We start from the raw sequence: 23,255 nt of genomic DNA, 5'->3' as shown, positions 1-23,255 counted from the left end.
CAAGCCGGCTCCCACAGGTTTCGCGACAGGTTCAAGACCTGCCCGAAAGTTTCAAGCCTCCTGCGCCTGCACTTCAGGACGAAAAGATTTCCGTATACCGGCGGATCCACTGGTCATGCACCGTCGCCAGGAAGGCGTTGTCGTGCATGATGGCTTTCTCGGCGATCTGTTCCGGCGTCAGGATGTACGGACTCTTGCGCGCCTCGGCGGAAATGATCGCCTTGGCGTTGACCGGACCGTTGAAGATGTCTTCGGCCATCTTGCCCTGTACCAGCGGGTCGAGCGAATGGTCGATAAAGGCGTAGGCCAGGTCGGTATCGCCGGGGCGGTTCTTCGGCATCACCGAAAGCATCAGGTCGGTGTAGAAACCTTCCTTCATGCCGAACGTCGCGCCCAGGCCATAGGCCGGATCGCGGATCTGCTTCGGAAAGAACGCCGGGGCATACAGGCCGCCCAGGTCCAGCGAGCCGGTGCGGAACAGCTCGGCGATCTGGTTGGGGTTCTCCCCGAGGGTGACCACGCGGTCCTTGAGCTCGGCGAGCTTCTTGAAGCCCGGCTCGATATTGTGCTCGTCACCACCGGCCAGCTTGGCCGCGATGATGATCAGGTCCATGGCCTCGGTCCAGTTCGGCGGCGGCAGGAAAAGGTTGCTGGCGAAGTCCTTGTCCCACAGCGCCGCGTAGCTGTCCGGCGCCTCCTTCACGGTGCGGGTGCTGTAGACCAGGCTGTTGCACCAGAGCAGGTAGCCGATGCCGTGGCCATTGGCCCCGGTGCGGTACTTTTCCGGCACGTCGACCAGGTTGGGAATGCGGTTCAAGTCGGGCTTTTCCAGGAGCCCGGCGGCGGCCAGGCCCTCGGCGCCGACACCGGCCAGGGTGATGATGTCGTACTGCGGACGATCCCCGCCGGCCTTGAGCTTGGCGACCATTTCCGAGGTACTGCCGGTGCGGTCGGCGATGACCTTGGCGCCGGTCTTGGCCTCGAAGGTCGCGGCGATATTGCGCAGTGCGGCAAGGCCGGTGTCATCGGACCAGGTCAGCAGCTTCAGGGTCTTGCCCTGGAAGCGGGTGTCGCTGGCATTGGCCCGGATAAACGGCATGCTCATGGCGGCCGCGGCCACCGAGGCGACGCCCACGGTCTTGATGAACTGCCTTCTGTTCAGGTCGTGCTGGCCCATTTCGGACTCCCTTTATTCTTTTAGGTATGAGGTCGGTCGCAACGCGTTCCGCCGGTCTTCGATCTCGCTGAAGCCCCCGTAGACCGTGGGTCGTAGCTGAGTCGGCGGGTTCATCCTGAGGTCGCCCGGAACCGGCAACAATCGAAAGTTTGTCATTGAAGCCATGCGCCCGGCGCATGCCTCATTTCGAGGCATGCGCCGCCCTGTTTTACACGGCGCGAATCACGTGCTTGATCTCCTGGAAGGCCTGCAGCCCCCAGGGCCCCAGCTCGCGACCGAGGCTGCTCTGCTTGTAGCCGCCCCAGGCGGTCTGCGGGAAAATCACCTGCGGTGCGTTGATCCACACCAGCCCGGCCTGCAAGGCATTGGCGACCCGCTGCGCGGTTTCGTCATGGCTGCTGACCACGCTGGCCACCAGGCCGAACTCACTGTCGTTGGCCAACGCCAGCGCCTCGGCCTCGCTGCTGAAACTGCGCACACAGAGCACCGGGCCGAAAATCTCCTCGCGCCACAACGCACTGTCCAGGGGCACTTCAGTGAAGATCGTCGGCCGTAAAAAATAGCCGCGTGTCAGCTCGGGCGGGCGCCCACCACCACAGACCAGCCGCGCGCCGACACTCAGGCCACGGTCGATATGACCCAGCACGCGCTGGTACTGCGCCTGGTTGACCAGCGCGCCCATTTCCACCTCGGGGTCGAACGGGTCCGCCACGCGAATGGCGTTGGCCCGCGCGGTCAGGCGCAGCAGGAACTCATCGGCGATCTCCTCCGCCACCAGCACCCGGCTGGTGGCCGAACACATCTGCCCGGCATTGAAGAAGCCGCCGCCGCTGGCGAGCTCCACCGCGAGATCGAGATCCGCATCGGCCATCACCAGCAACGCGGATTTGCCGCCCAGTTCCAGGCTGACGCCCTTCACGGTTTCCGCTGCCCGCTGCATCACCTGGACCCCCACCGCATTGCTGCCGGTAAAGGAAATCTTCGCCACCCGCGGGTCGGCCGCCAACGGCGCGCCGACGGCCAGGCCGGTGCCGCAGACCAGGTTGAACACTCCAGCCGGCACACCGCTGTCAGCGATGATCGCGGCCAGTTCCAGTTCCGGCAGCGGCGTGACCTCCGATGGCTTGAGCACCACGCAGCAGCCGGCAGCCAGGGCCGGGGCCAGCTTCCAGGCGGTGGTGACCATCGGGAAATTCCACGGCACGATCAGTCCCACCACCCCACACGGCTCACGGCGCACACGGGCGGCAAAGGCGTCGCTGAGCAGCTCGACCGTCTTGTCCTGCTGGCCGTCGAGCGTCTCGGCCAAACCCGCGTAGTATTCGAAGGTGGCAATCACATCGTCGACATCGATGGCGGCCTCGAACAGCGGTTTGCCGTTGTTGCTCGACTGCAGGTGGATCAGGGTTTCGCGGCGCTCGCGCACGCCGTCGGCAATCCTGCGCAACACGGCGCCACGCTGTGCCCCGCTCGTCGCCGACCAACCGGCAAACGCCCGGCTCGCCGCGCTCACCGCCTGCTCCACCGCCTGCCCGTCACCGCCGGAAACACTGCCGAGCAACGCCTCGGTGGCCGGGTTGATCACCCGTAGCTGCTCACTGCCGGAACGCCACTGGCCATCGATGTAGAGACCGTCCTGATTCATTTGCGCCTTCATCACCAGGCCGCTCCTTCCATCCACAGACGCTGGTCGACTTCGATCAGGGTGGGGCCCTGGCGATCCGCGGCGAGCTCCAGGGCAGTACGCAGGGTCTCGACTCCGGAGACGGCCTCGGCCGCACAGCCCAGGGCCCGCGCCACGCCGATAAAGTCCGGGGTATAGATATCCACGCCGACAGGCGTGATGGCGCGATTGACCATGTATTTCTTGATCTCTTCGTAGCCCTGGTTATTCCACAGCAGCACGATGATCGGCGTTCGCGCTTCCACCGCGCAGGCCAGTTCCGACAGGGTGAACTGCAAGCCGCCGTCGCCGATCAGGCACACCACTGGCGGCCGCTGCCCGCGGTCGCTGGCGCCGCCCAGCCAGGCGCCGATGGCAGCCGGCAGGGCATAGCCGAGGGTGCCGTAGCCGGTGGACGAGTTGAACCAGCGGCGCGGGTGCTCGGGGTTCAGGGTCAGGTTGCCGGTATACACCGGCTGGGTCGAGTCACCCACCAGCACCGCCTCGGGCAGCACGTCGAGAACGGTGTTGAGGAATTGCGTCTGGGCGCGGGTCGGTGCATCCCACAGCGCGTCCAGGTCGGCGCGCAACCCGGCGGCACGCTTGGCGCCCCAATCGCCCTGACGCTCGGCCAGCACCTGGCCTTCGACAGCCGCGAGCAGCGCATCGGCCGCTGTCCGCGCGTCGGACACCAGCGCGACCTTGGGCGGATAGTTGCGCACGGTCTGGTCCGGGTCGATATCGACACGCAGCAGGGTGCCGGGAATCTCGAAGCCGCCGGCAAAGGTGATGTCGTAGTCGGTTTCCGCCAGTTCCGTGCCGATGGCCAGGACTACATCGGCATCCGCCACCAGGGCGCGGGTAGCGACCATGGACTGGGTCGAACCGATCAGCAACGGATGACGCGACGGCAACATGCCCTTGGCATTGATGGTCAGCGCCACCGGGGCTTCCAGCCGCTCCGCCAGCCGGGTCAGCGCTGCCGCCGCATCGATGGCGCCGCCGCCGGCAAGGATCAGCGGACGGCGGGCCTTGGCCAGCAGCCCGGCCATTTGCGCGACCGCCGCGGGGGCAGCGCCGGCCGGGGTAACCCGCACCGGCTGGCTATCGAGCAAGGCATCGGCGTTTTCCACCAGCACATCGAGGGGAATCTCGATATGCACCGGACGCGGCCGCCCGGCCTGGAACAGGGCGAAAGCCCGGGCCAGCACCGCCGGCAGCTCGGCCGCCGACATCAGCGTATGGGAGAACGCCGCAACACCCGCCACCAGCGTGCCCTGGTTCGGCAGCTCGTGCAGCTTGCCACGTCCGCCGCCCAGTTGATTGCGCGACTGGACACTGGAAATCACCAGCATCGGGATCGAATCGGCATAGGCCTGGCCCATGGCCGTGGTGATATTGGTCATGCCGGGGCCGGTGATGATAAAGCACACACCGGGCTTGCCGCTGGTACGGGCATAGCCGTCGGCCATGAAGCCGGCGCCCTGTTCATGGCGCGGGGTGACGTGCTCGATGCTCGACGACGCCAGGCCGCGATATAACTCGACTGTATGCACACCGGGAATGCCGAACACCTGCTCTACCCCGTAGCCTTCCAGTAACTTGACCAGTACTTCGCCGCACGTCGCCATCAATTCCACCCTTCTTGTTCGTATAAGCCATGCTGTCGATAAGCACGGCGATAGGGTTATTGGAGCGTTTGGCCAATGGCGGGCACAAGGCAAAAATAGTCATACTAGGCATGTCCTGTCGTCATGCCTGAGCTGCCCCACCATGAAACGTCCACCACCGCTGCCCGCTCTGCATACCTTCCTGGTCACCGCCCAGTGCTGCAACTTCACCCGCGCGGCCGAGCTGCTGCACATCACCCAGGGGGCGGTGAGCCGGCAGATCGCCGGGCTGGAAAGTCACCTGGGCTATGCGCTGTTCCAGCGCCAGGCCCGCGGCCTGAGCCTGACCGCCCAGGGTCGCGAGCTGTTTCCACGGATCCAGCAGGTGTTCAACCTGATCGACGAAGCGGTGGATCAGGTCGGTGCCCGCCGCGAGGCCCTGCAACTCAAGGCCCCGACCTGCATGATGCGCTGGCTGCTGCCACGCCTGTTGCAATGGCAGAAGGAGCGCCCGGACGTGCCCGTGGAGCTGACCACCACGGTGCAGCACGCCGTGGATTTCCGTCGGGAAGAGTTCGATGCCGCCGTGGTCTATGGCGCGGTGCCGGGTCCTTCGGTGGCCTATCACCATCTGTTCGACGAGCAACTGACGCCGGTTTGTTCGCCGCAACTGATGAATGGCCCGGTCCCCTTGAACAACCTGGCCGACCTCGAGCGGCATATGCTCCTGCATCCCACGCGCGACCAGCGGGACTGGGAAGCCTGGCTCAAGATGGCCGGGGCGCGGGTCAGCAATATCAGCAAGGGACAGCATTTCGACACCCTGGACCTGGCGATGAGCGTGGCATCCCAGGGCACTGGCGTGGCCATTGGCGATTGGGCGTTGATCGGCGAGGACCTGAGTGCCGGGCGGCTGGTCATGCCGTTCGATTTGCGCGTGCGCACCGGGCAGGCCTACTACCTGGTCTATCCGGAGCGTGCCGGGACGGCGCCGCAGTTGCGAGAACTGATGGAGTGGCTGGTAGCGCAGGCGGCGGAGCGATCCGCCCCCTGAGCCGCCGGCAACACCGGCAGGAACCGGCTCAGCGGTTCCTGCCGATCATGTTCAATGGTTGACGGTGAACGCCAGCATCATCGACAGCTGGCACATCGGTCGTCCGCTCTCGGCATGCCACTGGTTGAAGGCGTCCTGGACAATCGCCAGGTCGCGCAGGCTGGTCGGCACCTTGTCGACGATCTTCTGCGCATTGAGCGCCGCCACCACGTCATAACTCGGCACGAAGGTATCCTTGCCGACCATCCGCAGCAGGCGCGGAGCCGACAGCCCGCCCAGTTGATGGCCGTGCTTGGCGAGGTATTTCCACAGCCCGGTGATCTCGGTCACCGGCCAGTCGGCGATCAGGTTGCCGAAACTGCCCTTCTCCTTCGCCACGTCCAGCACCATCTGCGCATTGCGTGGCACGCTCTTGAGCTTGCCCAGGTGGCGGATGATCCGCGCGTCCTGCATCAGCCGCTCCAGGTGTTCGGCGCCCATCAGCACCACTTTCTCTGGATCGAAACCGAAGAACACCTGCTCGAACACCGGCCACTTGGCATCCACCAGGCTGTGCTTGAGACCGGCGCGGAAAACCCGCAGGGCAATCATCGACAGATAGCGGTCATCACCGAACTGACGCAGTTGCGCCGCCGTGCACGGCTCGGGCAGCTCGGCCTCCAGGGCCGCCGCCGAACCGAAGCGGTTCAGGCAGTACTCGTGCAGCCATTTGTAGTCGCGCATGCCGCTTCCTTCAGAGATTCACGACATTGACGAAGCGCGAGGCCGCCGTTTCGTCGATACGCAGGTTGGTGAAATCGAACAGGTTGCGGTCAGCCAGTTGCGAAGGGATGACATTCTGCAAGCCGCGGAAAATGCTCTCGGTGCGGCCCGGGGTCTTGCGCTCCCACTCCTGCAACATCTCCTTGACCACCTGGCGTTGCAGGTTTTCCTGGGAACCGCAGAGGTTGCACGGAATGATCGGGAACTGCTTGAAGTCCGAGTAGGCCTGGATGTCCTTCTCGCTGCAGTACGCCAGCGGCCGGATCACCACGTTACGCCCGTCATCGGCCCGCAGCTTGGGCGGCATGGCCTTGAGGGAGCCGTTGTAGAACATGTTGAGGAAGAAGGTCTCGACGATATCGTCACGGTGGTGACCCAGGGCCATCTTGGTCGCCCCGATCTCGTCGGCGAAGGTATACAGGGTGCCACGGCGCAGGCGCGAGCACAGCGAGCAGGTGGTCTTGCCTTCCGGCACCAGCTCCTTGACCACCGAGTAGGTGTCCTTCTCGACGATGTGGTATTCCACACCCAGCTCTTTCAGGTAGGCGGGCAACACGTGCTCGGGGAAGCCGGGCTGCTTCTGGTCCATGTTCACGGCGACGATGTCGAACTTGATCGGCGCCACTTTCTGCAGGTGCATCAGAACGTCGAGCATGGTGTAGCTGTCCTTGCCGCCGGACAGGCAGACCATGACCTTGTCACCGTCCTCGATCATGTTGAAGTCGGCGACCGCCTCCCCCGCCTGCCGGCGAAGGCGTTTCTGCAGTTTGTTCTGATTGACCGAAAGAGTGCCCATAGCCCTTGAAATCCGCGAGGTGTGTCGAAAAGGCGGCTATTTTACGCATAAACCTGCCGCGGGCGAAGACTCTGTGCTGCGGGAGCGGGCCTTGTCGGCTGCAGCCCGATGCAAATGCTACAACGCGATTACAATCGCAACCGACAGTGCGATTTGCTCTAAAGCCCCGGATTTATTGGCCTCAGCGCTCTCTATACTGCGACATAAGGTCGCAGACATATCCAGACCTCTGATTACTTTGGCCTCTTGGCCGGTAGGCGCTCCGCTGGGGGGCGACGGTAATAACAAAAGGAGTGACTGACATGATCCATCACGTCGTGGGACTGTTCACACACCCTGATCAGGAATGGCGGGAAATCCGTGGCGACGCCGAGGAAAGCATCGGCCACATGTACCTCACCCACACCCTGATCCTTGCCGCGATCCCGGCGGTTTCAGCCTTTATCGGCACCACACAGGTCGGCTGGGTCATCGGCAACCGGGCGCCGGTCATGCTGACCCAGGAAAGCGCGATCTGGATGACCCTCATGTCCTATATCGCCATGCTCGGCGGTGTGGCGGTGATGGGTGCCTTCATTCACTGGATGGCCCGCACCTACGATGCCAACCCCAGCCTGGCGCGCTGCGTGGCCTTCGCCACCTACACCGCCACGCCCCTGTTCGTCGGCGGCCTGGCGGCGCTCTATCCGCATATGTGGCTGGGCATGATCGTCGGCACGGCCGCCATCTGCTACACCGTCTACCTGCTGTATGTCGGCTTGCCGACGTTCATGAACATACCTTCGGATGAAGGTTTCCTGTTCTCCAGTTCGGTACTGGCCGTTGGGCTGGTCGTACTGGTGGCGATCATGGCCTTCACCGTGATCGTCTGGGGCCTGGGAGTCGGCCCGGTCTACACCAACTGATAACCAGAAACCTGCCGACACGGGCCGCCGCAAGGCGGCCTCTTTATTCCGGCATGACCATTCGGCGCCTGACGGATTCGGAATCGCCGGGGTTTGCGGCATACTCGACGTCTCTGGAGAGACGTACAGCATGCCCGAGCAACTCAACACCCGCGTCGAAGACTGTTTCCAACAAGCCGAATCCTTTTTCAAACGACCTTTCAAACGCCCGATCGTCAGCCTCAAGCTGCGCGGCCAGAAAGCCGGTGTCGCGCACCTGCACGAAAACCTGCTGCGCTTCAATCCGCAACTGTACCGGGAGAACAGCGAAGACTTCCTGCGCCAGACCGTGCCTCACGAAGTCGCGCACCTGATCGCCCACCAACTGTTCGGCGAACGCATCCAGCCCCATGGCGAGGAATGGCAACTGATCATGCGCGGGGTCTATGAACTGCCGCCCAACCGTTGCCATACCTATGAAGTCCAGCGGCGCAACGTGACACGCTATATCTATCGCTGCCCCTGTGCCGACAGCGACTTCCCGTTCTCGGCCCAGCGCCATCGACTGGTGAGCCAGGGCCGACGCTACCTGTGCCGGCGTTGCCGACATACGCTGGTGTTCACCGGCGAGACCCGCACCGAGTAAGCCGGGGACGTACACCAGCGCCTGCAATCGTGCTCAGCCAATCACACCCGAGGCGCACAGTTGGGCAATCCGCTCCGGGCTGTAGCCCAGCTCTCGCAATACCTCTTCGCGATGCTCGCTCAGCCGTGCGCCGATATGCCGGGGCTCAGGCAGCCCCTCGGAAAACTTCAGCGGACAGGCCATCTGCGCCTGGCTGCCGCCATCGCCGCGGGGCACCTGGACCACCACTTCACGGGCCTTCAACTGCGCATGCCCGACCGCCTCGGCCAGGCCGAGAACCGGTTCGACACAGGCATCGGTCGCGGCAAACAACGCGCACAGCGCGTCGTAGTCGTGCTTTTCGAACTCTATCTGCAGCTCCTGCTTGAGCTGGCGTTGCTGCACGGGATCCGAGGACAAGCCCTGGTGAATCAACTCCGGACGCCCCAGCGCGGTACATAACGAGCGCATGAAATTCGGCTCCAGGCTGCCCACGGCAAACCAGCGACCCTCGCGACTGCGGTAGTAGTCATAGAAACTGCCGCCATTGAGCATCTGCTCCTCGCGTCCGGGCTCCATACCGCAGGCCAGGAAACCGGCGCCGGACAAGGCATTCAGGCTGAACGCGCAATCGGTCATGCTGACGTCGACATATTGCCCGAGCCCCGTCTGCTGCCGGGCGATCACCGCCGCCAGCAGGCCGATCACCCCGTGCAGCGAGCCTCCCGCCACATCCGCCACCTGCATGGCCAGCGGCAACGGCCCGGCGTCCTGGCGCCCGGTGTAGCTGGCCAGCCCCGACAGCGCCAGGTAGTTGAGGTCATGCCCGGCGCGGTCGCGGTAGGGGCCGGTCTGGCCGTAGCCGGTGATCGCCACATGGATCAGGCGTGGATTGATGGTCTTCAGGGTTTCATAACCCAGGCCCAACCGGTCCATGACCCCGGGACGGAACTGCTCCAGCAGGATGTCGTACTCGCGCACCAGTTGATGCACGATCGCCACGGCCTCGGGCTGCTTCAGGTCCAGGGCCAGGCTGCGCTTGTTGCGATTGAGGTAGGCATGGGCGGCGGAAGTGCCCTGGTCATGGGGCGGCAGCACCCGCAGCAGGTCCAGGCGGCTGGGCGATTCGATACGCAGCACTTCGGCGCCCATGTCCGCCAGCAGCAACGAGGCGAACGGCCCCGGGAGCAATGTCGAGAAATCCAGAACCTTCAATGATGCCAGCGGACCTTGCATGGGCGCTCCGTAATCCAGGTCGATGAGTTCCAGAGTAGGCAGCCCATCGCCGGGCGGCAATCACCGCAACGCTCGGCGGTCCTGACGCAAACGCTCAGCGGACATTTTGCGCAGGCATGAAAAAACCCATCCGAAGATGGGTTTTTTCATTCAGCAGGCGATCTTACTTGACGCTTGGCGCCTGGCCTTCGGCCACGCCCAGGTCGTCCAGTACACGCTCGTCTTCAATGCCGCGACCGCCGGAAGCCAGTTCCGCGTGCAGCTTGTCTTCGTCCAGCTCCTTGACCCACTTGGCCACGACCACGGTCGCCACGGCGTTACCGACCAGGTTGGTCAGCGCGCGCGCTTCGGACATGAAGCGGTCGATACCGAGGATCAGCGCCAGGCCGGCAACCGGCAGGTGGCCGACAGCGGACAGGGTGGCGGCCAGAACGATGAAACCACTACCGGTCACGCCCGCAGCGCCCTTGGAGGACAGCAGCAGCACCAGCAGCAGGGTGATCTGGTGGGTGATGTCCATGTGGGTGTCGGTCGCCTGGGCGATGAACACGGCCGCCATGGTCAGGTAGATCGAGGTGCCGTCGAGGTTGAAGGAGTAACCGGTTGGAATCACCAGGCCGACTACCGACTTCTTCGCACCCAGGCGCTCCATCTTGATCAGCATGCGTGGCAGGGCCGATTCCGACGAGGAAGTACCCAGTACGATCAGCAGCTCTTCACGGATGTAGCGAACCAGCTTCAGGACGCTGAAGCCGTGTGCGCGGCAGATGGCGCCCAGCACGACCACCACGAACAGGATGCAGGTGATGTAGAAGCAGATCATCAGCTGGCCGAGTTGCACCAGGGAACCCACGCCGTAGGCACCGATGGTGAAGGCCATGGCACCCAGCGCACCCAGTGGCGCCAGTTTCATGATCATGTTGATGATGTTGAACATCACGTGGGCGAAACGATCGATGAAGTCCAGCACCGGCTTGCCGTAGGCACCCAGGCGATGCAGGGCGAAACCGAAGATCACCGAGAACATCAGCACTTGCAGGATGTCGCCGTTGGCGAACGCGCCGACGATGGTGGCCGGGATCACGTTCAAGATGAAGCCGACGATGCTCTGGTCTGCGCCAGCGGAAACGTAGGCAGCGACTTTCGAGGCATCCAGGGTGGCGACGTCGATGTGCATGCCGTTGCCCGGCTGGATCACGTTGACCACGACCAGACCGATCAGCAGCGCGATGGTCGAGACGATTTCGAAGTACAGCAGGGCGTAGCCGCCGGTCTTGCCGACCGATTTCATGCTTTGCATGCCAGCGATGCCGCTGACCACGGTGCAGAAAATGATCGGGGCGATGACCATCTTGATCAGCTTGATGAAGCCGTCACCCAGTGGCTTGAGGGCCACGCCGGTCTGTGGGTAGAAGTGGCCGAGCAGGATGCCGATAGCGATCGCTACGACTACCTGGAAATACAGGGATTTGTACAGTGGCTGACGAGTCGTCATTGCAAAGTTCCTCAAGAGATCACACAGCTGTCATCCATCTGACAGATGCACAACCTGAAGCACGAACCCTCCTGCGCTGGAGGGATTTGTTGTTTGTCGAACTGCGTGGGGCAGACCTCTCGCCTATCGCAAAGCCCGTGCCACTTTCGGAAAACTCCGACAAAGCCTTTAGCCATCAGCCCTTCACGGATTTTCTGTCAGCCAGCACTTACAGCATAGATGGCGGATTTCCGCCCTTCCACCACCGACAGCCGTCGATATTGGCGGATATCCGCCTTGTTCATGGCGGACATCCCTGGCTAAGATCCGCCATTCAACGGACGGGACTGCCCCATGCGAGAACGCAGCATCGCCAGCCATTTTGCCCACGCCGCCCTGGAAGGCGCGCGGCGGCGGGGTCACGCCTGTTCGGGCCTGCTGCAACGGCTGGGGATCGCTCCCGAACTCTTGAGCGAACCGAAGGCGCGCCTGGCGCCCGAACAGTTCACCCAACTGCTGCAAGGCCTGTGGCTGGAACTGGACGACGAGTACCTGGGCTTCGGCCAGAGCCGCTGCCAGCGTGGCACATTCGCCATGATGTGCCACTCGCTGATCCATTGCACCAACCTGGAAAAGGCCTTGAACCGCGGGTTGCTGTTCTACGGGCTGTTTCCCGACGCGCCGCGCCTGAGCCTGGTCCGCGAAGGCGACAAGGCCCGCCTGATCCTCGATACCTCGAACCTGTGGGACCCGGATCATTTTCTCTGTGAATGCCTGCTGGTGATCTGGCATCGCCTCGGAAGCTGGTTGATCGGCCAGCGCATCCGCCTGGAACAGGCCACGTTCGAGTACCCGCGCCCCGAACACGCCAACGAGTACGACCTGCTGTTTCCCTGCACCCTGGAATTTTCGGCGACGCACACCAGCCTGCTGTTCGCCAGCCGCTACCTGGGCATGCCGTTGTTGCAGGATGAGCGGACTCTCAAGCAGTTTCTCGGCCGGGCCCCGGCCGACCTGCTGGCCCGCCCCGACGACGGCGACAGCCTGAGCAGCCAGTTGCGCCGCCTGCTCAGCCGCGACGCCAGTCGCTGGCCCGACCTGGACGCCGTGGCCCAGCACCTGCACATCAGCGCACAGACCCTGCGCCGGCATCTGCGCGAGGAAGGCACGAGCTTCCAGGAACTCAAGGATCAGCTGCGGCGGGATATCGCCATCTACCACCTGGGACGCAGCGAGCTGTCATTGCAACAGATCGCCGAGCAGTTGGGCTTTTCCGAACCTTCGGCGTTCCACCGGGCGTTCAAGAAGTGGACCGGACTGACCCCGGGCGCCTATCGTGCCCGGGAGTCGTAGGGCGTCAAAGCGCAGGGAAGTGGATACGGAACGACGCGCCGCCCAGGGATGAATCGCCCAGGGTCAGTTCGGCGTCGTAGCTTTCGATGATGTCCTTGACCACCGCCAGGCCGATGCCCTGCCCGGGATGCTGGCGGTCCAGGCGCTCGCCGCGCTTGAGAATCCGTGCGCGCTGGTCCGGAGGAACGCCGGGGCCGTCATCCTCGACATACACTTCGATGCCCTGCAAGCCACGCCGCAGGCTGATGCGGATCTGGCTCAGGCACAAGCGATAGGCGTTTTCCAGCAGGTTCCCGAGCAATTCCAGCAAGGCGCCCTGCTCGATCGGCACATGGCTGAACTCGGGCACATCGATGTCCACCCGGACCTGCTTGTCGCGATAGACCTTGTCCAGGGTGTTGCACAGGCTTTCGAGTACCGGCCGCAACTCGACCTGGTGCCGGACCAGGCCGCTCTTGCGCAGGCTGGCACGCTGCAACTGGTAGCTGATCTGCTGGTTCATGCGTTCGATCTGGCTTTGCAGGATCCACGCCTGGTCGCGATCCTGCGGGCGCTGGGCCATGCCTTCGCTAACGCCCTGCAAGACCGCCAGCGGGGTCTTCAGGCTGTGGGCCAGGTCATCCAGGGAGTCGCGGTAGCGGCTGCGCTGCTCGCGCTCGCTGTGCAGCAGGCGGTTGAGGGAACCGGTCAGGCGCAGCAGTTCGCGCGGGTGCTCTTCACTGAGGCTCTGCAGTTCGCCGCTTTCAATCTGGTCCAGCTCCTGGCTCAGGCGCCGCAGTGCCCGCAAGCCCCAGGTCAGGCCGATCCAGAGCAACGCCAACAGCACCGACAGCGCCGCGCCGAAGCCCAGGTAGAGCTTCTCGCGCAAACCGGCGAGGGTCATCTTGTATTCGCGCATCGGTTGCAGGGCGACAAAACTGTAGGCCGCGCTCTTGCCACCGAGCAGCTTGACCTCGACATCATAGACAAAGAATTCGTGGCCATTGTCCTCGCGAATCTTCGCGAACTCGTTGCCGCGCCCGTCATAACGCGGCTTGTAGTTGATGTTTTCTTCCTGGGTGGCCCGTGAGCGCCAGACCAGCCGACCGTCGCGGTCGAAGATGTAGCCGAGCAGGCGACTGTCCGGCAGGTTGAACTGTTCGTCGGGCAACAGCTCGGGCATCTGCAGCTGCTTCTTGTTGTCCACCCGCGCCGCGGAAATCAGCGTGGTGACATCCGAGGCCAGGCGCTGCTCGATGGAGTCCTGCAATGCCAGGCTGAAAGCCCCCTGCATCGCCGGCAACAGCGCCAGCATGAATAGAATCGCCAGGGTCGTGGCGGCCAGCATCAGCCGCACCCGTAGCGAACGAATCACCGGCAGCGCTCGTTGAACAGATAGCCCAGGCCACGCACGGTATCGATCGGCTTGAAGCCCACCGGACCTTCCAGCTTGCGCCGCAGGCGTCCGACCAGCACTTCGATCACGTTCGGATCACGCTCGTCGTCGTCCGGGTACAGCTGCTCCATCAGGCGGTCCTTGGCGACCACCTGCTGGTGATGGCGCATCAGGTATTCGAGGATCCGGTATTCGTAGGCGGTCAGGGCCAGGGGCTGGTCCTCGAGGGACGCCTGCTTGCGATTGAGGTCCAGCAGCAGCGGCCCGGCGGTGATCGTCGATTGGGTGAAGCCGCTGGAACGACGCAGCAGGGCATTCATCCGGGCCTCCAGTTCCTCGAACTGGAAAGGCTTGACCACATAGTCGTCGGCGCCGGCGGCCAGGCCCTCGACCTTGTCCTGCCAGTTGCCGCGGGCGGTCAGGATCAGGATCGGGAACACCTTGCCGCGCGCACGCAACTGGCGGATCAGGTCCAGGCCGCCCATTCCCGGCAGGCCAAGGTCGATCACCGCCAGGTCATGGTTGAACTGTTCGGTCTGGTACAACGCCTCTTCGGCATTGCCGACCGACTCGACCACATGGCCACTGTCGGTCAATCGGGTCTGCAAGTGATGGCGCAACAGCGCCTCATCTTCTACCACCAGCAACTTCATAACGCTCTCCAACGATCCGGGCATCGCCTCACCGATAACGGTAACTCAGTTCGGCCAAAGTGTTTCGTAAAAGATACGGCAAACCAGCGGCTGCAGACCCGGCGCATCATCACCGATACAGAGTACCCAAGTGGCCCTGAACTCCCCCTGAACACAGGCTGAACCGGACCTGAATCGGATTGGCCCCTACCCAGCCCGGGCCGGACCCGGCAAAATGCCCGGTATGAACCCGCTCCCCGCTCTTCCCGCCTGCTGCACACCGCTCGACGAACATTGGCCACTACCGCTGGCCGTGCCTCACAGCGTGCTGCTCGGCACCCACTTCAACCCGGGCCACCTGGCCGCGGACGACTTCCAGCGCAGCCGGATAGAAGCACCGGCGAGCATCCAGCGCTCGGTGGCCAAGCGCCAGGCCGAATTTCTCGCCGGACGCCTCTGTGCCCGCGCCGCCCTGTTGCAACTGGACGGCACCGACTGCGTGCCGCCGATCGGCGAAGACCGCGCCCCCATCTGGCCCGGTCATGCCTGCGGTTCGATCACCCACAGCAGCGGTCGCGCGGCTGCCATCGTCGCCGACAAGCGACACTGGCGCGGCCTGGGGATGGACCTGGAAAACCTGCTGTCCCACGAGCGCGCCGAACGCCTGGCGGGGGAAATCCTCACCCCTGGCGAACTGCAGCGCATGGCCGCGACTCCCGCGCAGCAGATCGCCCTGCTGGTGACCCTGACCTTTTCCGTCAAGGAAAGCCTGTTCAAGGCGCTCTACCCGCTGGTGCACAAACGCTTCTATTTCGAGCACGCCGAAGTACTGGAATGGGACGAGCAAGGCCATGTGCGCCTGCGCCTGCTGACCGACCTGTCCGGCGAATGGTGCCAGGGCGTCGAGCTGCAGGCGCAGTTCGCGCTCCAGGACGGGCACCTGCTGAGCCTGGTCAGTATCCCGGCCTGAGACCCGCCGCCTACTTCTCCTGGTGGCGCGGCCAACTGAGGCTGAAGCAGGCTCCGCCCAGGCTCTTGCTCTTGCCGATCAGGGCACGACCGTCGTGCCAATGAATGATCCGTCGCACGATGGACAGCCCCAGGCCATGGCCGCCCGAAGCCCGCGTACGGCTGTCGTCCAGGCGCATGAACGGCGTGAAGATGCGTTCCCAGGCACTTTCCGGTACGCCGGGACCGTCATCCTCGACATCCACCCGACAGCGCAACTGGCCGACCTGATAACTGATGGTCACGTGCGACTGGGCATGGCGCATGGCGTTGCTCACCAGGTTCTGCAAGGCTCGATGCAGGTAACGCGGCTCCGCCTCGACCCAGGCATCGTCACAATCGGCCGCCGACAGGCAGATACCCCGCGAAACCCGCACATCCGCCCGCAGCGGTGCCAGTTCGCCGATCACCTGGTTGACCAGGGCATCGAGATCGATCCGCTGGAAGTTCAACGCCGGAGAACCCTGCTCCAGCCGCGCATAGGTCAGCATCTCGTCCACCAGGCGGTCGAGGTCCTGGATATCGTTGTCCATGCCTTCCATGTATTTGGCGCGGGCCTGCGCGGTGGTCGCGTCGCCGATCATCTCCAGGCCGAAACGCAGGCGTGCAACCGGTGTGCGCAGCTCATGGGACACCGCCCGCACCAGTTCGCGCTGGATCATCAAGGAGCGCTGCAAGTGCTCGGCCATGTCATTGAAGGCACCGGCCAGGCGTCCGATGGAGTCCGCCCCACCGGCCGGCACCCGCGTCTCCAGGCTGCCCTGGGCGAGCCGCGTGGCAGCCGAGGCCAGGCCTCGCAGGCGGCGCTCCAACTGACGGACCAGCAGGTAGACGATCAGGCCGATCAGGCTCAGTCCCAGCACGGCGATCAGCACCAGCCACTGGGGCGGATACGGGTTCATCTGGTACAGCGGACCGATTTCCAGGACCCAGGGGGTTCCCGCCACGCCGGCAAACACCCGGATCGAGTCGCCGCCCTTGCCCAGCGCCATGACCGTATCGCCTTCGGTGATACGCCGCCGCTGGTCCTCGTCCATGTCGGCCTGTTCGAGGGTGACCAGGCGCATGTCGAAACCGAAGCCCTTGTCATGTTTCAGCGCGGCCAGCCGGGCCGGCTGCTCGGCCACCGGATAACGCACCAGCTCATCGGCCAGCAGGTAGATGGTCGCCCGCGCCAGCTGTTCGCTGATCTGCTGGACATCCCCGGCCAACAGCAACTGCTGCTCGTCACTGACCAGGCGGTAGACCCGCGCCGCATAGGGTCCGCTCTGGACCACCAGGGCCTGGCCCCGCAGCACCCGGGTCCGCTGGCCGAGGTCGAGGTGGGCCTCGCCGATCGATTGCAGCGACAGCGGAATCCCCAGCAGCCGCTCCCAGACCGCCAGGGCCCGGCGCCGCTCGATATCGGCCATGGGTTGCAGGTTGTCGGCCATCAGCGAAAAAGTACCGTGGGCCAACCGCTCGCGGTACTGCTCGCCACGCACTTCGTTGAGCAGGTGCAGCGCCAGCACCCCGAGCAATGCCACCAGCACCAGGGCGGCGCACATGCCACCGTAGATGCGCAGGAAGATCGAATTCACGGCGCCAGGTCTGCCGCCGCTTCGGGCACGAACAGGTAGCCCTTGCTGCGAATGGTCTTGATCAGCCGCGGATGCTCGGGGTCGTCGCCGATCTTCGGGCGGATGCGCGAGATGCGCACATCGATGGAGCGGTCCTGGCCGTCATAGCCGATCCCCCGCAGGGCAGTGAAGATCTCTTCCCGGGAGAGAATCCGCCCGGCGTTGGCCACCAGCAGCCAGAGCAGGTCGAATTCGGCGCTGGTCAGCTCGATACCCGCCTCGTTCAGCCAGGCTTCGCGCAAGGCCTCATCGATCACCAACGGTCCGAACTGCAGGCGCCGTACCTGCTGGGGGGCGACGTCAACCGGCTCGCTGCGCCGCAGCAAGGCCTGGATGCGCGCCAGCAGCAGGCGCGGACGCACGGGTTTGCACACATAGTCGTCGGCGCCCAGGTCCAGGCCCTGGATCTGATCGAGGTCATCGGTGCGCGCCGTGAGCATCAGGATCACGCCGTCATACGCATCGCGGACCTTGCGGCAGATACTCAGGCCATCCTCGCCGGGAAGCATCAGGTCGAGGATCACCAGGTCCGGCTGCTCGCGCACGATCCGCTCGGCCGCCAGGGCGCCGTTGCCTTCGATGGAGACCCGCAGGCCATTGCCTTCAAGGTACTCGCGGGTCAGCTCGGCCAGACGCTCGTCATCCTCGACTATCAATACCTGCCAGGCCTCTTGCTCCACGGATTACCTCTGCTTGCAAATCTCGGTTGGGAAAGGGTCCGCTCGTCTTTTTGTCATGATGGGAGCGGAGAGTGAAAGCATGCGATCGGCCGATTGTAGCAACGGTGCGGCAATAGCACACACGCCAGGATTTGCACTCGGTGATGGGTATTTTCTGTGATAGGGTTCGCGCCCGCAAAAATCCGTCCCGGCCCTGTCCGGGCGGTAAAAAACAGTGACAAACGGTCCGGTCCAGTGCTGCCGTGGCCTACACGCGCTTTCAGGCTTTCATACACAAATTACGCACAGATTTATCCACAGGTAGCACGTTGCAATCGCCCCCAAAAACGCATTATCTTGTAGCCCAGCGGCAAAAAAACCCTAGATGTAGGGTTTTCCGTCAAAAAACCCAAACACATTTCGGACGGGAAACTCAAGCTCTTTTCTTGCTTCCGTAGGGTTGAACTAAACAGATTTTCAGAAGACCAAACCGCGCGTGCGGATGGCAGCCGTTTTCCCCTTCTACGCGGGAAAACGGTACGGGTGTTGCAGTACATGACTGTCACCCACCAGGAATTCGGCAGCGGGCCATGGCCCGCCGCCAGTGAAACTTCGGCAAGGAAGCGGCGCCCACAGCCCCCTTCCTCCTGTCCCGAAGTGGTTATGCCCGACGACGCTCGTCGGTTGTAGTGCTTCAGGACGGAACGGTGGGCACCTTCGTGGTGCCCAAACAAACATAAAGAACGTGGAGACACCCATGCAAACCGACACAACTCGCGAGAACCCGCAGGGCACCGTGCCGCAGGCTTCCGATTCGAACCTGGATCTGTCTGCTACCGCGCCGGGCCAACTGCGTGTGATCAAGCGTAACGGCACTGTCGTTCCTTACACCGATGACAAGATCACCGTCGCCATCACCAAAGCGTTTCTTGCAGTTGAAGGCGGTACCGCCGCTGCCTCGTCGCGTATTCACGACACCGTCGCGCGCCTGACCGAACAGGTCACCGCGACCTTCAAGCGGCGCATGCCTTCGGGCGGCACCATCCACATCGAGGAAATCCAGGACCAGGTCGAACTGGCCCTGATGCGCGCCGGCGAACAGAAAGTCGCGCGCGACTACGTGATCTACCGTGACTCGCGCGCCAAGGAGCGCGCCACCCGTTCGCCGGCCGAAGAGCCGGTCAACGCCCACCCGTCGATCCGTATCACTCGCGCCGACGGCAGTGTCGCGCCCCTGGACATGGGCCGCCTGAACACCATCGTCAGCGAAGCCTGCGAAGGCCTGGAAGAAGTCGACGGCGACCTGATCCAGCGCGAAACCCTGAAGAACCTCTACGATGGCGTGGCCCTGAAGGACGTCAACACCGCCCTGGTGATGACCGCCCGCACCCTGGTGGAACGCGAGCCGAACTACTCGTTCGTCACCGCCCGCCTGCTGATGGACACCCTGCGCGCCGAAGGCCTGAGCTTCCTCGCCGTGGCCGAGAGCGCCACCCACCACGAGATGGCCGACCTGTACGCCAAGGCCCTGCCAGCCTATGTCGCCAAGGGTATCGAGTTCGAACTGCTGAACCCGGTCCTGGCCGAGTTCGACCTGGAAAAACTGGGCAAGGCGATCAACCACGAGCGCGACCAGCAGTTCACCTACCTGGGCCTGCAGACCCTGTACGACCGTTACTTCATCCACAAGGACGGTATCCGTTTCGAACTGCCGCAGATCTTCTTCATGCGCGTGGCCATGGGCCTGGCGATCGAAGAGAAGCAGCGTGAAGACCGCGCCATCGAGTTCTACAACCTGTTGTCGTCCTTCGACTACATGGCTTCGACCCCGACCCTGTTCAACGCCGGTACCCTGCGTCCACAGCTGTCGAGCTGCTACCTGACCACCGTGCCGGACGACCTGTCGGGCATCTACGGCGCGATCCACGACAACGCCATGCTGTCGAAATTCGCCGGCGGCCTGGGCAACGACTGGACTCCGGTGCGCGCACTGGGCTCGTACATCAAGGGCACCAACGGCAAGTCCCAGGGCGTCGTGCCGTTCCTGAAAGTGGTCAACGACACCGCCGTGGCGGTCAACCAGGGCGGCAAGCGCAAGGGCGCGGTCTGTGCCTACCTGGAAACCTGGCACATGGACATCGAAGAGTTCATCGAGCTGCGCAAGAACACCGGCGACGACCGTCGTCGTACCCACGACATGAACACCGCCAACTGGATCCCCGACCTGTTCATGAAGCGCGTCTTCGATGACGGCAAGTGGACCCTGTTCTCGCCATCGGAAGTGCCAGACCTGCACGACCTGACCGGCAAGGCCTTCGAAGAGCGCTACGAGTACTACGAAGCCCTGACCGAGTACAACAAGATCAAGCTGTTCAAGGTCGTCCAGGCCAAGGACCTGTGGCGCAAGATGCTGTCCATGCTGTTCGAGACCGGCCACCCATGGCTGACCTTCAAGGACCCGTGCAACCTGCGCAGCCCGCAGCAGCACGTGGGCGTGGTCCACAGCTCGAACCTGTGCACCGAGATCACCCTGAACACCAACAAGGACGAAATCGCCGTCTGCAACCTGGGCTCGATCAACCTGCCGAACCACATCGTCAACGGCCAGTTGGACACCGCCAAGCTGCAGCGCACCGTGAACACCGCCGTACGCATGCTCGATAACGTGATCGACATCAACTACTACTCGGTGCCACAGGCGAAGAACTCCAACTTCAAGCACCGTCCGGTCGGTCTCGGCATCATGGGCTTCCAGGACGCGCTGTACCTGCAGCACATCGCCTACGGTTCCGACGCTGCCGTCGAGTTCGCCGACAAGTCCATGGAAGCGGTCAGCTACTACGCGATCCAGGCTTCCTGCGACCTGGCCGACGAGCGCGGCGCCTACGAGACGTTCCAGGGTTCGCTGTGGTCCAAGGGCATCCTGCCGCTGGATTCGCAACAGATCCTGATCAAAGCCCGTGGCCAGAAGTACATCGATGTCGACCTGAACGAAAGCCTGGACTGGGCCCCGGTCCGTGCCCGCGTGCAGAAAGGTATTCGTAACTCCAACATCATGGCCATCGCACCGACCGCGACCATCGCCAACATCACCGGCGTATCGCAGTCGATCGAACCGACCTACCAGAACCTGTACGTGAAATCGAACCTGTCGGGCGAATTCACCGTGATCAACCCGTACCTGGTTCGCGACCTGAAGGCGCGTGGCCTGTGGGACTCGGTCATGATCAACGACCTGAAGTACTACGACGGTTCCGTGCAGCAGATCGAACGCATCCCGCAAGAACTCAAGGAGCTCTACGCGACTGCATTCGAAGTGGAAACCAAGTGGATCGTCGATGCCGCCAGCCGTCGCCAGAAGTGGATCGACCAGGCCCAGTCGTTGAACCTGTACATCGCCGGCGCTTCGGGCAAGAAGCTCGACGTGACCTACCGCATGGCCTGGTACCGTGGCCTGAAGACCACCTACTACCTCCGTGCCCTGGCCGCGACCAGCACCGAGAAGTCGACCATCAACACCGGCAAGCTGAACGCTGTTTCCAGCGGCGGCAACCACGGTGACGATTCGGTCCTGGCCGCACCGACCGTATCGGCCCCCGCCGGTCCGGCACCCGTGCCAAAGGCCTGTGCCATCGACGAGCCGGATTGCGAAGCTTGCCAATAAGCTGAGCGGGCAAGCGCCTTCGGGCGCGAACCCGAAAGCCCCCGTCAGACCCCGGGTCTGGCGGGGGTTTTCTTTTGCCTGGCGAATGGAGCGCCCGACTCCCAGGTGACACGGATGACCGATGTGTGTGGAGGGGGCTGGCGTGCTGGCGATTGAGATAGGACAGCTAGCAGATGGGCTGCCTGAGACACCGCTATCGCCAGCAAGCCGGCTCCTACGATAAACAGCCAGCCCAGAATGCCGAGTGCGACAGCCAGGCACAAAAAAGCCCCGATCAAGGGGCTTTTTTGGTGGAGCGTCTTCAGCCAGCCATTATCAGGTCATCTGGATGATGGTCTGCATGATGGTGCTCTGGGTGGAGATGGTCTTGGCGTTGGCCTGGTAGTAGCTCTGGCCCTTGATCAGGTCCACCAGCTCGCTGGTCAGGTCGACGTTGGAGCCTTCCAAGTTGCCGGAAACGATCGAACCGTTGGTACCGACCTGACCACCGTCGTAGGCGGGTTGGCCCGAAGCAAAGGTCTGCACCCAGGCGGTGCCGCCTTTCGGCTGCAGACCCTGCTCGTTGGTGAAGCTCGCCACCGCGACCTGGCCGATAGCCTTGTGCTGGTTGTTGCTGAAGTTGGCGAAAATGGTACCGGTGCCATCGATGCTGATATCGGTGATCTGGCCGGTGGCATAGCCATCGCTGATGATGTTGGCACGGGAAGTATCGGCGTTGAACTGGGTAGTCTTCGACCAATCGCTCGTGATGCCCTTGCCAGTAGGATCGTTGGAACCCGCACCGTTGGCAGCCCAAACACCGTTGGTCACGACACCCGGAACCCAACCCAGGACCGGGATTGTCGTTGCACCCGCGACACCACCAATACTCTGCAGTTTACCCGAGGAGTCAAAGACCATTGCCACCGGCACAGGGTCGGTCGCGGCAGGCGGAACGGTAGGCGGTACGGTCGGAACGGTAGCCGCCGTGCCATTCGGGTTGCGCCCGTCGATCAGTGTGTAGACGTTCCAGGTATTGGCGCCGGTCTTGACCACATACTGGTCCAGCGAGTGCTTGTTACCCTGGGTGTCATAGATATCGGAGCTGAACGGCTTGGTGTAGCTCGCCTGGTTCGACGGGTCGAACGGCGTGGTTGCCTGGTTGATCACCGGCGACTTCGAATCGAGGTTGATCGTCGCACCCACCGTGGTGCTGGTCTGCGGTGGCAGGTTCGATACGTCGATGCGCAGGTCGGTCAGTACGCCCGGAATGATATTGCCCTTGGAGTCGGCGGCAAAACCTTGCAGGCGGGCAGTACCGTCGGAGTTGGTGATGTAGCCGTCCTTGTCGGTCTTGAAGGTACCGGCACGGGTATAGCTCAGCGAACCGTTGCTGCTCAGGGTGAAGAAACCGTTGCCCTGGATACCCATGTCCAGCGCGTTGCCGGTGGCGGTCATGCCACCGTTGCCGAAGTTCTGCGAAACGTTGGCCAGGTTCACACCGTTACCGATGGTCTTGGCGGCCACACCCAGCTTGGTCGCCGAGTAGACGTCCTCGAATTCCGCGCGGGAGGATTTGAAGCCGGTGGTGTTGACGTTGGCAATGTTGTTGCCGGTTACGTCGAGCTGTTTCTGGGCCGCATTGAGACCGCTCAAACCGATATTAAAAGACATAACTCACTCCT

The 23,255-nt window shown here is 63.3% G+C and carries 18 protein-coding genes; 6 read left to right on the top strand and 12 right to left on the bottom strand.

Translation table 11 applies throughout. The features are described 5' to 3' along the window. Positions 1 to 73 precede the first annotated feature (73 nt). The 3 genes from ACL9RJ_RS31910 to ACL9RJ_RS31900 all read right to left on the bottom strand — a co-directional run bounded on the left by ACL9RJ_RS31910 (position 74) and on the right by ACL9RJ_RS31900 (position 4,471). Complete coding sequence (locus ACL9RJ_RS31910) at positions 74 to 1,177, bottom strand: ABC transporter substrate-binding protein (RefSeq protein WP_017124004.1); 1,104 nt, start codon at positions 1,175 to 1,177, stop codon at positions 74 to 76. 208 nt (positions 1,178 to 1,385) lie between these two features. After that, positions 1,386 to 2,834: an aldehyde dehydrogenase family protein gene (locus ACL9RJ_RS31905; protein ID WP_422765986.1), complete on the bottom strand. Its 1,449-nt coding sequence runs from the start codon at positions 2,832 to 2,834 to the stop codon at positions 1,386 to 1,388. Continuing rightward, entirely contained in the window at positions 2,834 to 4,471 is a 1,638-nt protein-coding gene (locus ACL9RJ_RS31900; RefSeq protein WP_422765985.1) for a 5-guanidino-2-oxopentanoate decarboxylase, read from the bottom strand. The genes ACL9RJ_RS31905 and ACL9RJ_RS31900 overlap by 1 nt, the downstream gene beginning before the upstream one ends. Before the next feature lie 142 nt (positions 4,472 to 4,613). Between ACL9RJ_RS31900 and ACL9RJ_RS31895 the strand changes: the two genes are divergently transcribed. Continuing rightward, entirely contained in the window at positions 4,614 to 5,504 is an 891-nt protein-coding gene (locus tag ACL9RJ_RS31895; protein ID WP_177118783.1) for a LysR substrate-binding domain-containing protein, read from the top strand. 51 nt (positions 5,505 to 5,555) lie between these two features. On the opposite strand, the gene ACL9RJ_RS31890 is transcribed toward ACL9RJ_RS31895, so the two are convergent. Both ACL9RJ_RS31890 and ttcA read right to left on the bottom strand, forming a co-directional pair. Continuing rightward, a complete protein-coding gene (locus tag ACL9RJ_RS31890; RefSeq protein ID WP_017124008.1) occupies positions 5,556 to 6,227 on the bottom strand; it encodes a DNA-3-methyladenine glycosylase I in 672 nt (223 codons plus the stop codon). Positions 6,228 to 6,237: 10 nt separating this feature from the next. Further along, a complete protein-coding gene (gene ttcA / locus ACL9RJ_RS31885) occupies positions 6,238 to 7,062 on the bottom strand; it encodes a tRNA 2-thiocytidine(32) synthetase TtcA (protein ID WP_017124009.1) in 825 nt (274 codons plus the stop codon). A 302-nt stretch (positions 7,063 to 7,364) separates the two neighbouring features. Here ttcA and ACL9RJ_RS31880 point away from each other — a divergent pair, with 302 nt between their 5' ends. Both ACL9RJ_RS31880 and ACL9RJ_RS31875 read left to right on the top strand, forming a co-directional pair. Continuing rightward, entirely contained in the window at positions 7,365 to 7,967 is a 603-nt protein-coding gene (locus ACL9RJ_RS31880) for a Yip1 family protein (protein ID WP_017124010.1), read from the top strand. Between the two features lie 130 nt (positions 7,968 to 8,097). After that, positions 8,098 to 8,592, top strand: a complete 495-nt coding sequence (locus ACL9RJ_RS31875; RefSeq protein WP_017124011.1) for a SprT family zinc-dependent metalloprotease — start codon at positions 8,098 to 8,100, stop codon at positions 8,590 to 8,592. Positions 8,593 to 8,625: 33 nt separating this feature from the next. Here the strand turns inward: ACL9RJ_RS31875 and ACL9RJ_RS31870 are convergent, their stop codons facing one another. Together ACL9RJ_RS31870 and ACL9RJ_RS31865 are read right to left on the bottom strand one after the other, a co-directional pair. After that, on the bottom strand, positions 8,626 to 9,807 hold the full coding sequence (locus tag ACL9RJ_RS31870; protein WP_422765984.1) for a CaiB/BaiF CoA transferase family protein: 1,182 nt from the start codon (positions 9,805 to 9,807) through the stop codon (positions 8,626 to 8,628). A gap of 163 nt (positions 9,808 to 9,970) precedes the next feature. Continuing rightward, positions 9,971 to 11,302: a dicarboxylate/amino acid:cation symporter gene (locus ACL9RJ_RS31865; RefSeq protein WP_017124013.1), complete on the bottom strand. Its 1,332-nt coding sequence runs from the start codon at positions 11,300 to 11,302 to the stop codon at positions 9,971 to 9,973. Between the two features lie 333 nt (positions 11,303 to 11,635). Between ACL9RJ_RS31865 and ACL9RJ_RS31860 the strand changes: the two genes are divergently transcribed. Beyond that, positions 11,636 to 12,634: an AraC family transcriptional regulator gene (locus ACL9RJ_RS31860; protein ID WP_103032549.1), complete on the top strand. Its 999-nt coding sequence runs from the start codon at positions 11,636 to 11,638 to the stop codon at positions 12,632 to 12,634. 4 nt (positions 12,635 to 12,638) lie between these two features. Here the strand turns inward: ACL9RJ_RS31860 and ACL9RJ_RS31855 are convergent, their stop codons facing one another. Together ACL9RJ_RS31855 and ACL9RJ_RS31850 are read right to left on the bottom strand one after the other, a co-directional pair. Next, positions 12,639 to 13,988 (bottom strand): ATP-binding protein, encoded by a 1,350-nt coding sequence (locus tag ACL9RJ_RS31855; protein ID WP_017124015.1) that lies wholly within the window; start codon positions 13,986 to 13,988, stop codon positions 12,639 to 12,641. Then, on the bottom strand, positions 13,985 to 14,662 hold the full coding sequence (locus ACL9RJ_RS31850; protein ID WP_017124016.1) for a response regulator: 678 nt from the start codon (positions 14,660 to 14,662) through the stop codon (positions 13,985 to 13,987). The genes ACL9RJ_RS31855 and ACL9RJ_RS31850 overlap by 4 nt, the downstream gene beginning before the upstream one ends. Before the next feature lie 223 nt (positions 14,663 to 14,885). On the opposite strand from ACL9RJ_RS31850, the gene ACL9RJ_RS31845 reads away from it, so the two are divergent. Further along, positions 14,886 to 15,611: a 4'-phosphopantetheinyl transferase family protein gene (locus ACL9RJ_RS31845; RefSeq protein WP_042934499.1), complete on the top strand. Its 726-nt coding sequence runs from the start codon at positions 14,886 to 14,888 to the stop codon at positions 15,609 to 15,611. 10 nt (positions 15,612 to 15,621) lie between these two features. Here the strand turns inward: ACL9RJ_RS31845 and ACL9RJ_RS31840 are convergent, their stop codons facing one another. Next, entirely contained in the window at positions 15,622 to 17,229 is a 1,608-nt protein-coding gene (locus tag ACL9RJ_RS31840) for an ATP-binding protein (RefSeq protein ID WP_017124018.1), read from the bottom strand. After that, positions 17,226 to 17,948, bottom strand: coding sequence for a winged helix-turn-helix domain-containing protein (locus ACL9RJ_RS31835; protein WP_177088127.1), 723 nt, complete (start codon positions 17,946 to 17,948; stop codon positions 17,226 to 17,228). The genes ACL9RJ_RS31840 and ACL9RJ_RS31835 overlap by 4 nt, the downstream gene beginning before the upstream one ends. A gap of 736 nt (positions 17,949 to 18,684) precedes the next feature. On the opposite strand from ACL9RJ_RS31835, the gene ACL9RJ_RS31830 reads away from it, so the two are divergent. Beyond that, the gene (locus ACL9RJ_RS31830) at positions 18,685 to 21,591 is read left to right on the top strand and encodes a ribonucleoside-diphosphate reductase subunit alpha (protein WP_422765983.1); all 2,907 of its coding nucleotides are present in this window, start codon (positions 18,685 to 18,687) and stop codon (positions 21,589 to 21,591) included. A gap of 315 nt (positions 21,592 to 21,906) precedes the next feature. Here ACL9RJ_RS31830 and flgE read toward each other — a convergent pair whose 3' ends face one another. Further along, complete coding sequence (gene flgE, locus ACL9RJ_RS31825) at positions 21,907 to 23,244, bottom strand: flagellar hook protein FlgE (protein WP_017124021.1); 1,338 nt, start codon at positions 23,242 to 23,244, stop codon at positions 21,907 to 21,909. Positions 23,245 to 23,255 lie beyond the last annotated feature (11 nt).

The organism is Pseudomonas sp. Mn2068, assembly GCF_049319725.1.
Lineage (GTDB): Bacteria > Pseudomonadota > Gammaproteobacteria > Pseudomonadales > Pseudomonadaceae > Aquipseudomonas > Aquipseudomonas gingeri.
This window is presented reverse-complemented; position numbering and strand designations above follow the sequence as displayed.

What these genes read in the sequence shown, in the direction of transcription:
- ACL9RJ_RS31910 (WP_017124004.1), bottom strand. Translation starts at nt 1,177, where the DNA reads ATGGGCCAGCACGACCTGAACAGAAGGCAGTTCATCAAGACCGTGGGC.
- ACL9RJ_RS31905 (WP_422765986.1), bottom strand. Translation starts at nt 2,834, where the DNA reads ATGAAGGCGCAAATGAATCAGGACGGTCTCTACATCGATGGCCAGTGG.
- ACL9RJ_RS31900 (WP_422765985.1), bottom strand. Translation starts at nt 4,471, where the DNA reads ATGGCGACGTGCGGCGAAGTACTGGTCAAGTTACTGGAAGGCTACGGG.
- ACL9RJ_RS31895 (WP_177118783.1), top strand. Translation starts at nt 4,614, where the DNA reads ATGAAACGTCCACCACCGCTGCCCGCTCTGCATACCTTCCTGGTCACC.
- ACL9RJ_RS31890 (WP_017124008.1), bottom strand. Translation starts at nt 6,227, where the DNA reads ATGCGCGACTACAAATGGCTGCACGAGTACTGCCTGAACCGCTTCGGT.
- ttcA (WP_017124009.1), bottom strand. Translation starts at nt 7,062, where the DNA reads ATGGGCACTCTTTCGGTCAATCAGAACAAACTGCAGAAACGCCTTCGC.
- ACL9RJ_RS31880 (WP_017124010.1), top strand. Translation starts at nt 7,365, where the DNA reads ATGATCCATCACGTCGTGGGACTGTTCACACACCCTGATCAGGAATGG.
- ACL9RJ_RS31875 (WP_017124011.1), top strand. Translation starts at nt 8,098, where the DNA reads ATGCCCGAGCAACTCAACACCCGCGTCGAAGACTGTTTCCAACAAGCC.
- ACL9RJ_RS31870 (WP_422765984.1), bottom strand. Translation starts at nt 9,807, where the DNA reads ATGCAAGGTCCGCTGGCATCATTGAAGGTTCTGGATTTCTCGACATTG.
- ACL9RJ_RS31865 (WP_017124013.1), bottom strand. Translation starts at nt 11,302, where the DNA reads ATGACGACTCGTCAGCCACTGTACAAATCCCTGTATTTCCAGGTAGTC.
- ACL9RJ_RS31860 (WP_103032549.1), top strand. Translation starts at nt 11,636, where the DNA reads ATGCGAGAACGCAGCATCGCCAGCCATTTTGCCCACGCCGCCCTGGAA.
- ACL9RJ_RS31850 (WP_017124016.1), bottom strand. Translation starts at nt 14,662, where the DNA reads ATGAAGTTGCTGGTGGTAGAAGATGAGGCGCTGTTGCGCCATCACTTG.
- ACL9RJ_RS31845 (WP_042934499.1), top strand. Translation starts at nt 14,886, where the DNA reads ATGAACCCGCTCCCCGCTCTTCCCGCCTGCTGCACACCGCTCGACGAA.
- ACL9RJ_RS31830 (WP_422765983.1), top strand. Translation starts at nt 18,685, where the DNA reads ATGCAAACCGACACAACTCGCGAGAACCCGCAGGGCACCGTGCCGCAG.
- flgE (WP_017124021.1), bottom strand. Translation starts at nt 23,244, where the DNA reads ATGTCTTTTAATATCGGTTTGAGCGGTCTCAATGCGGCCCAGAAACAG.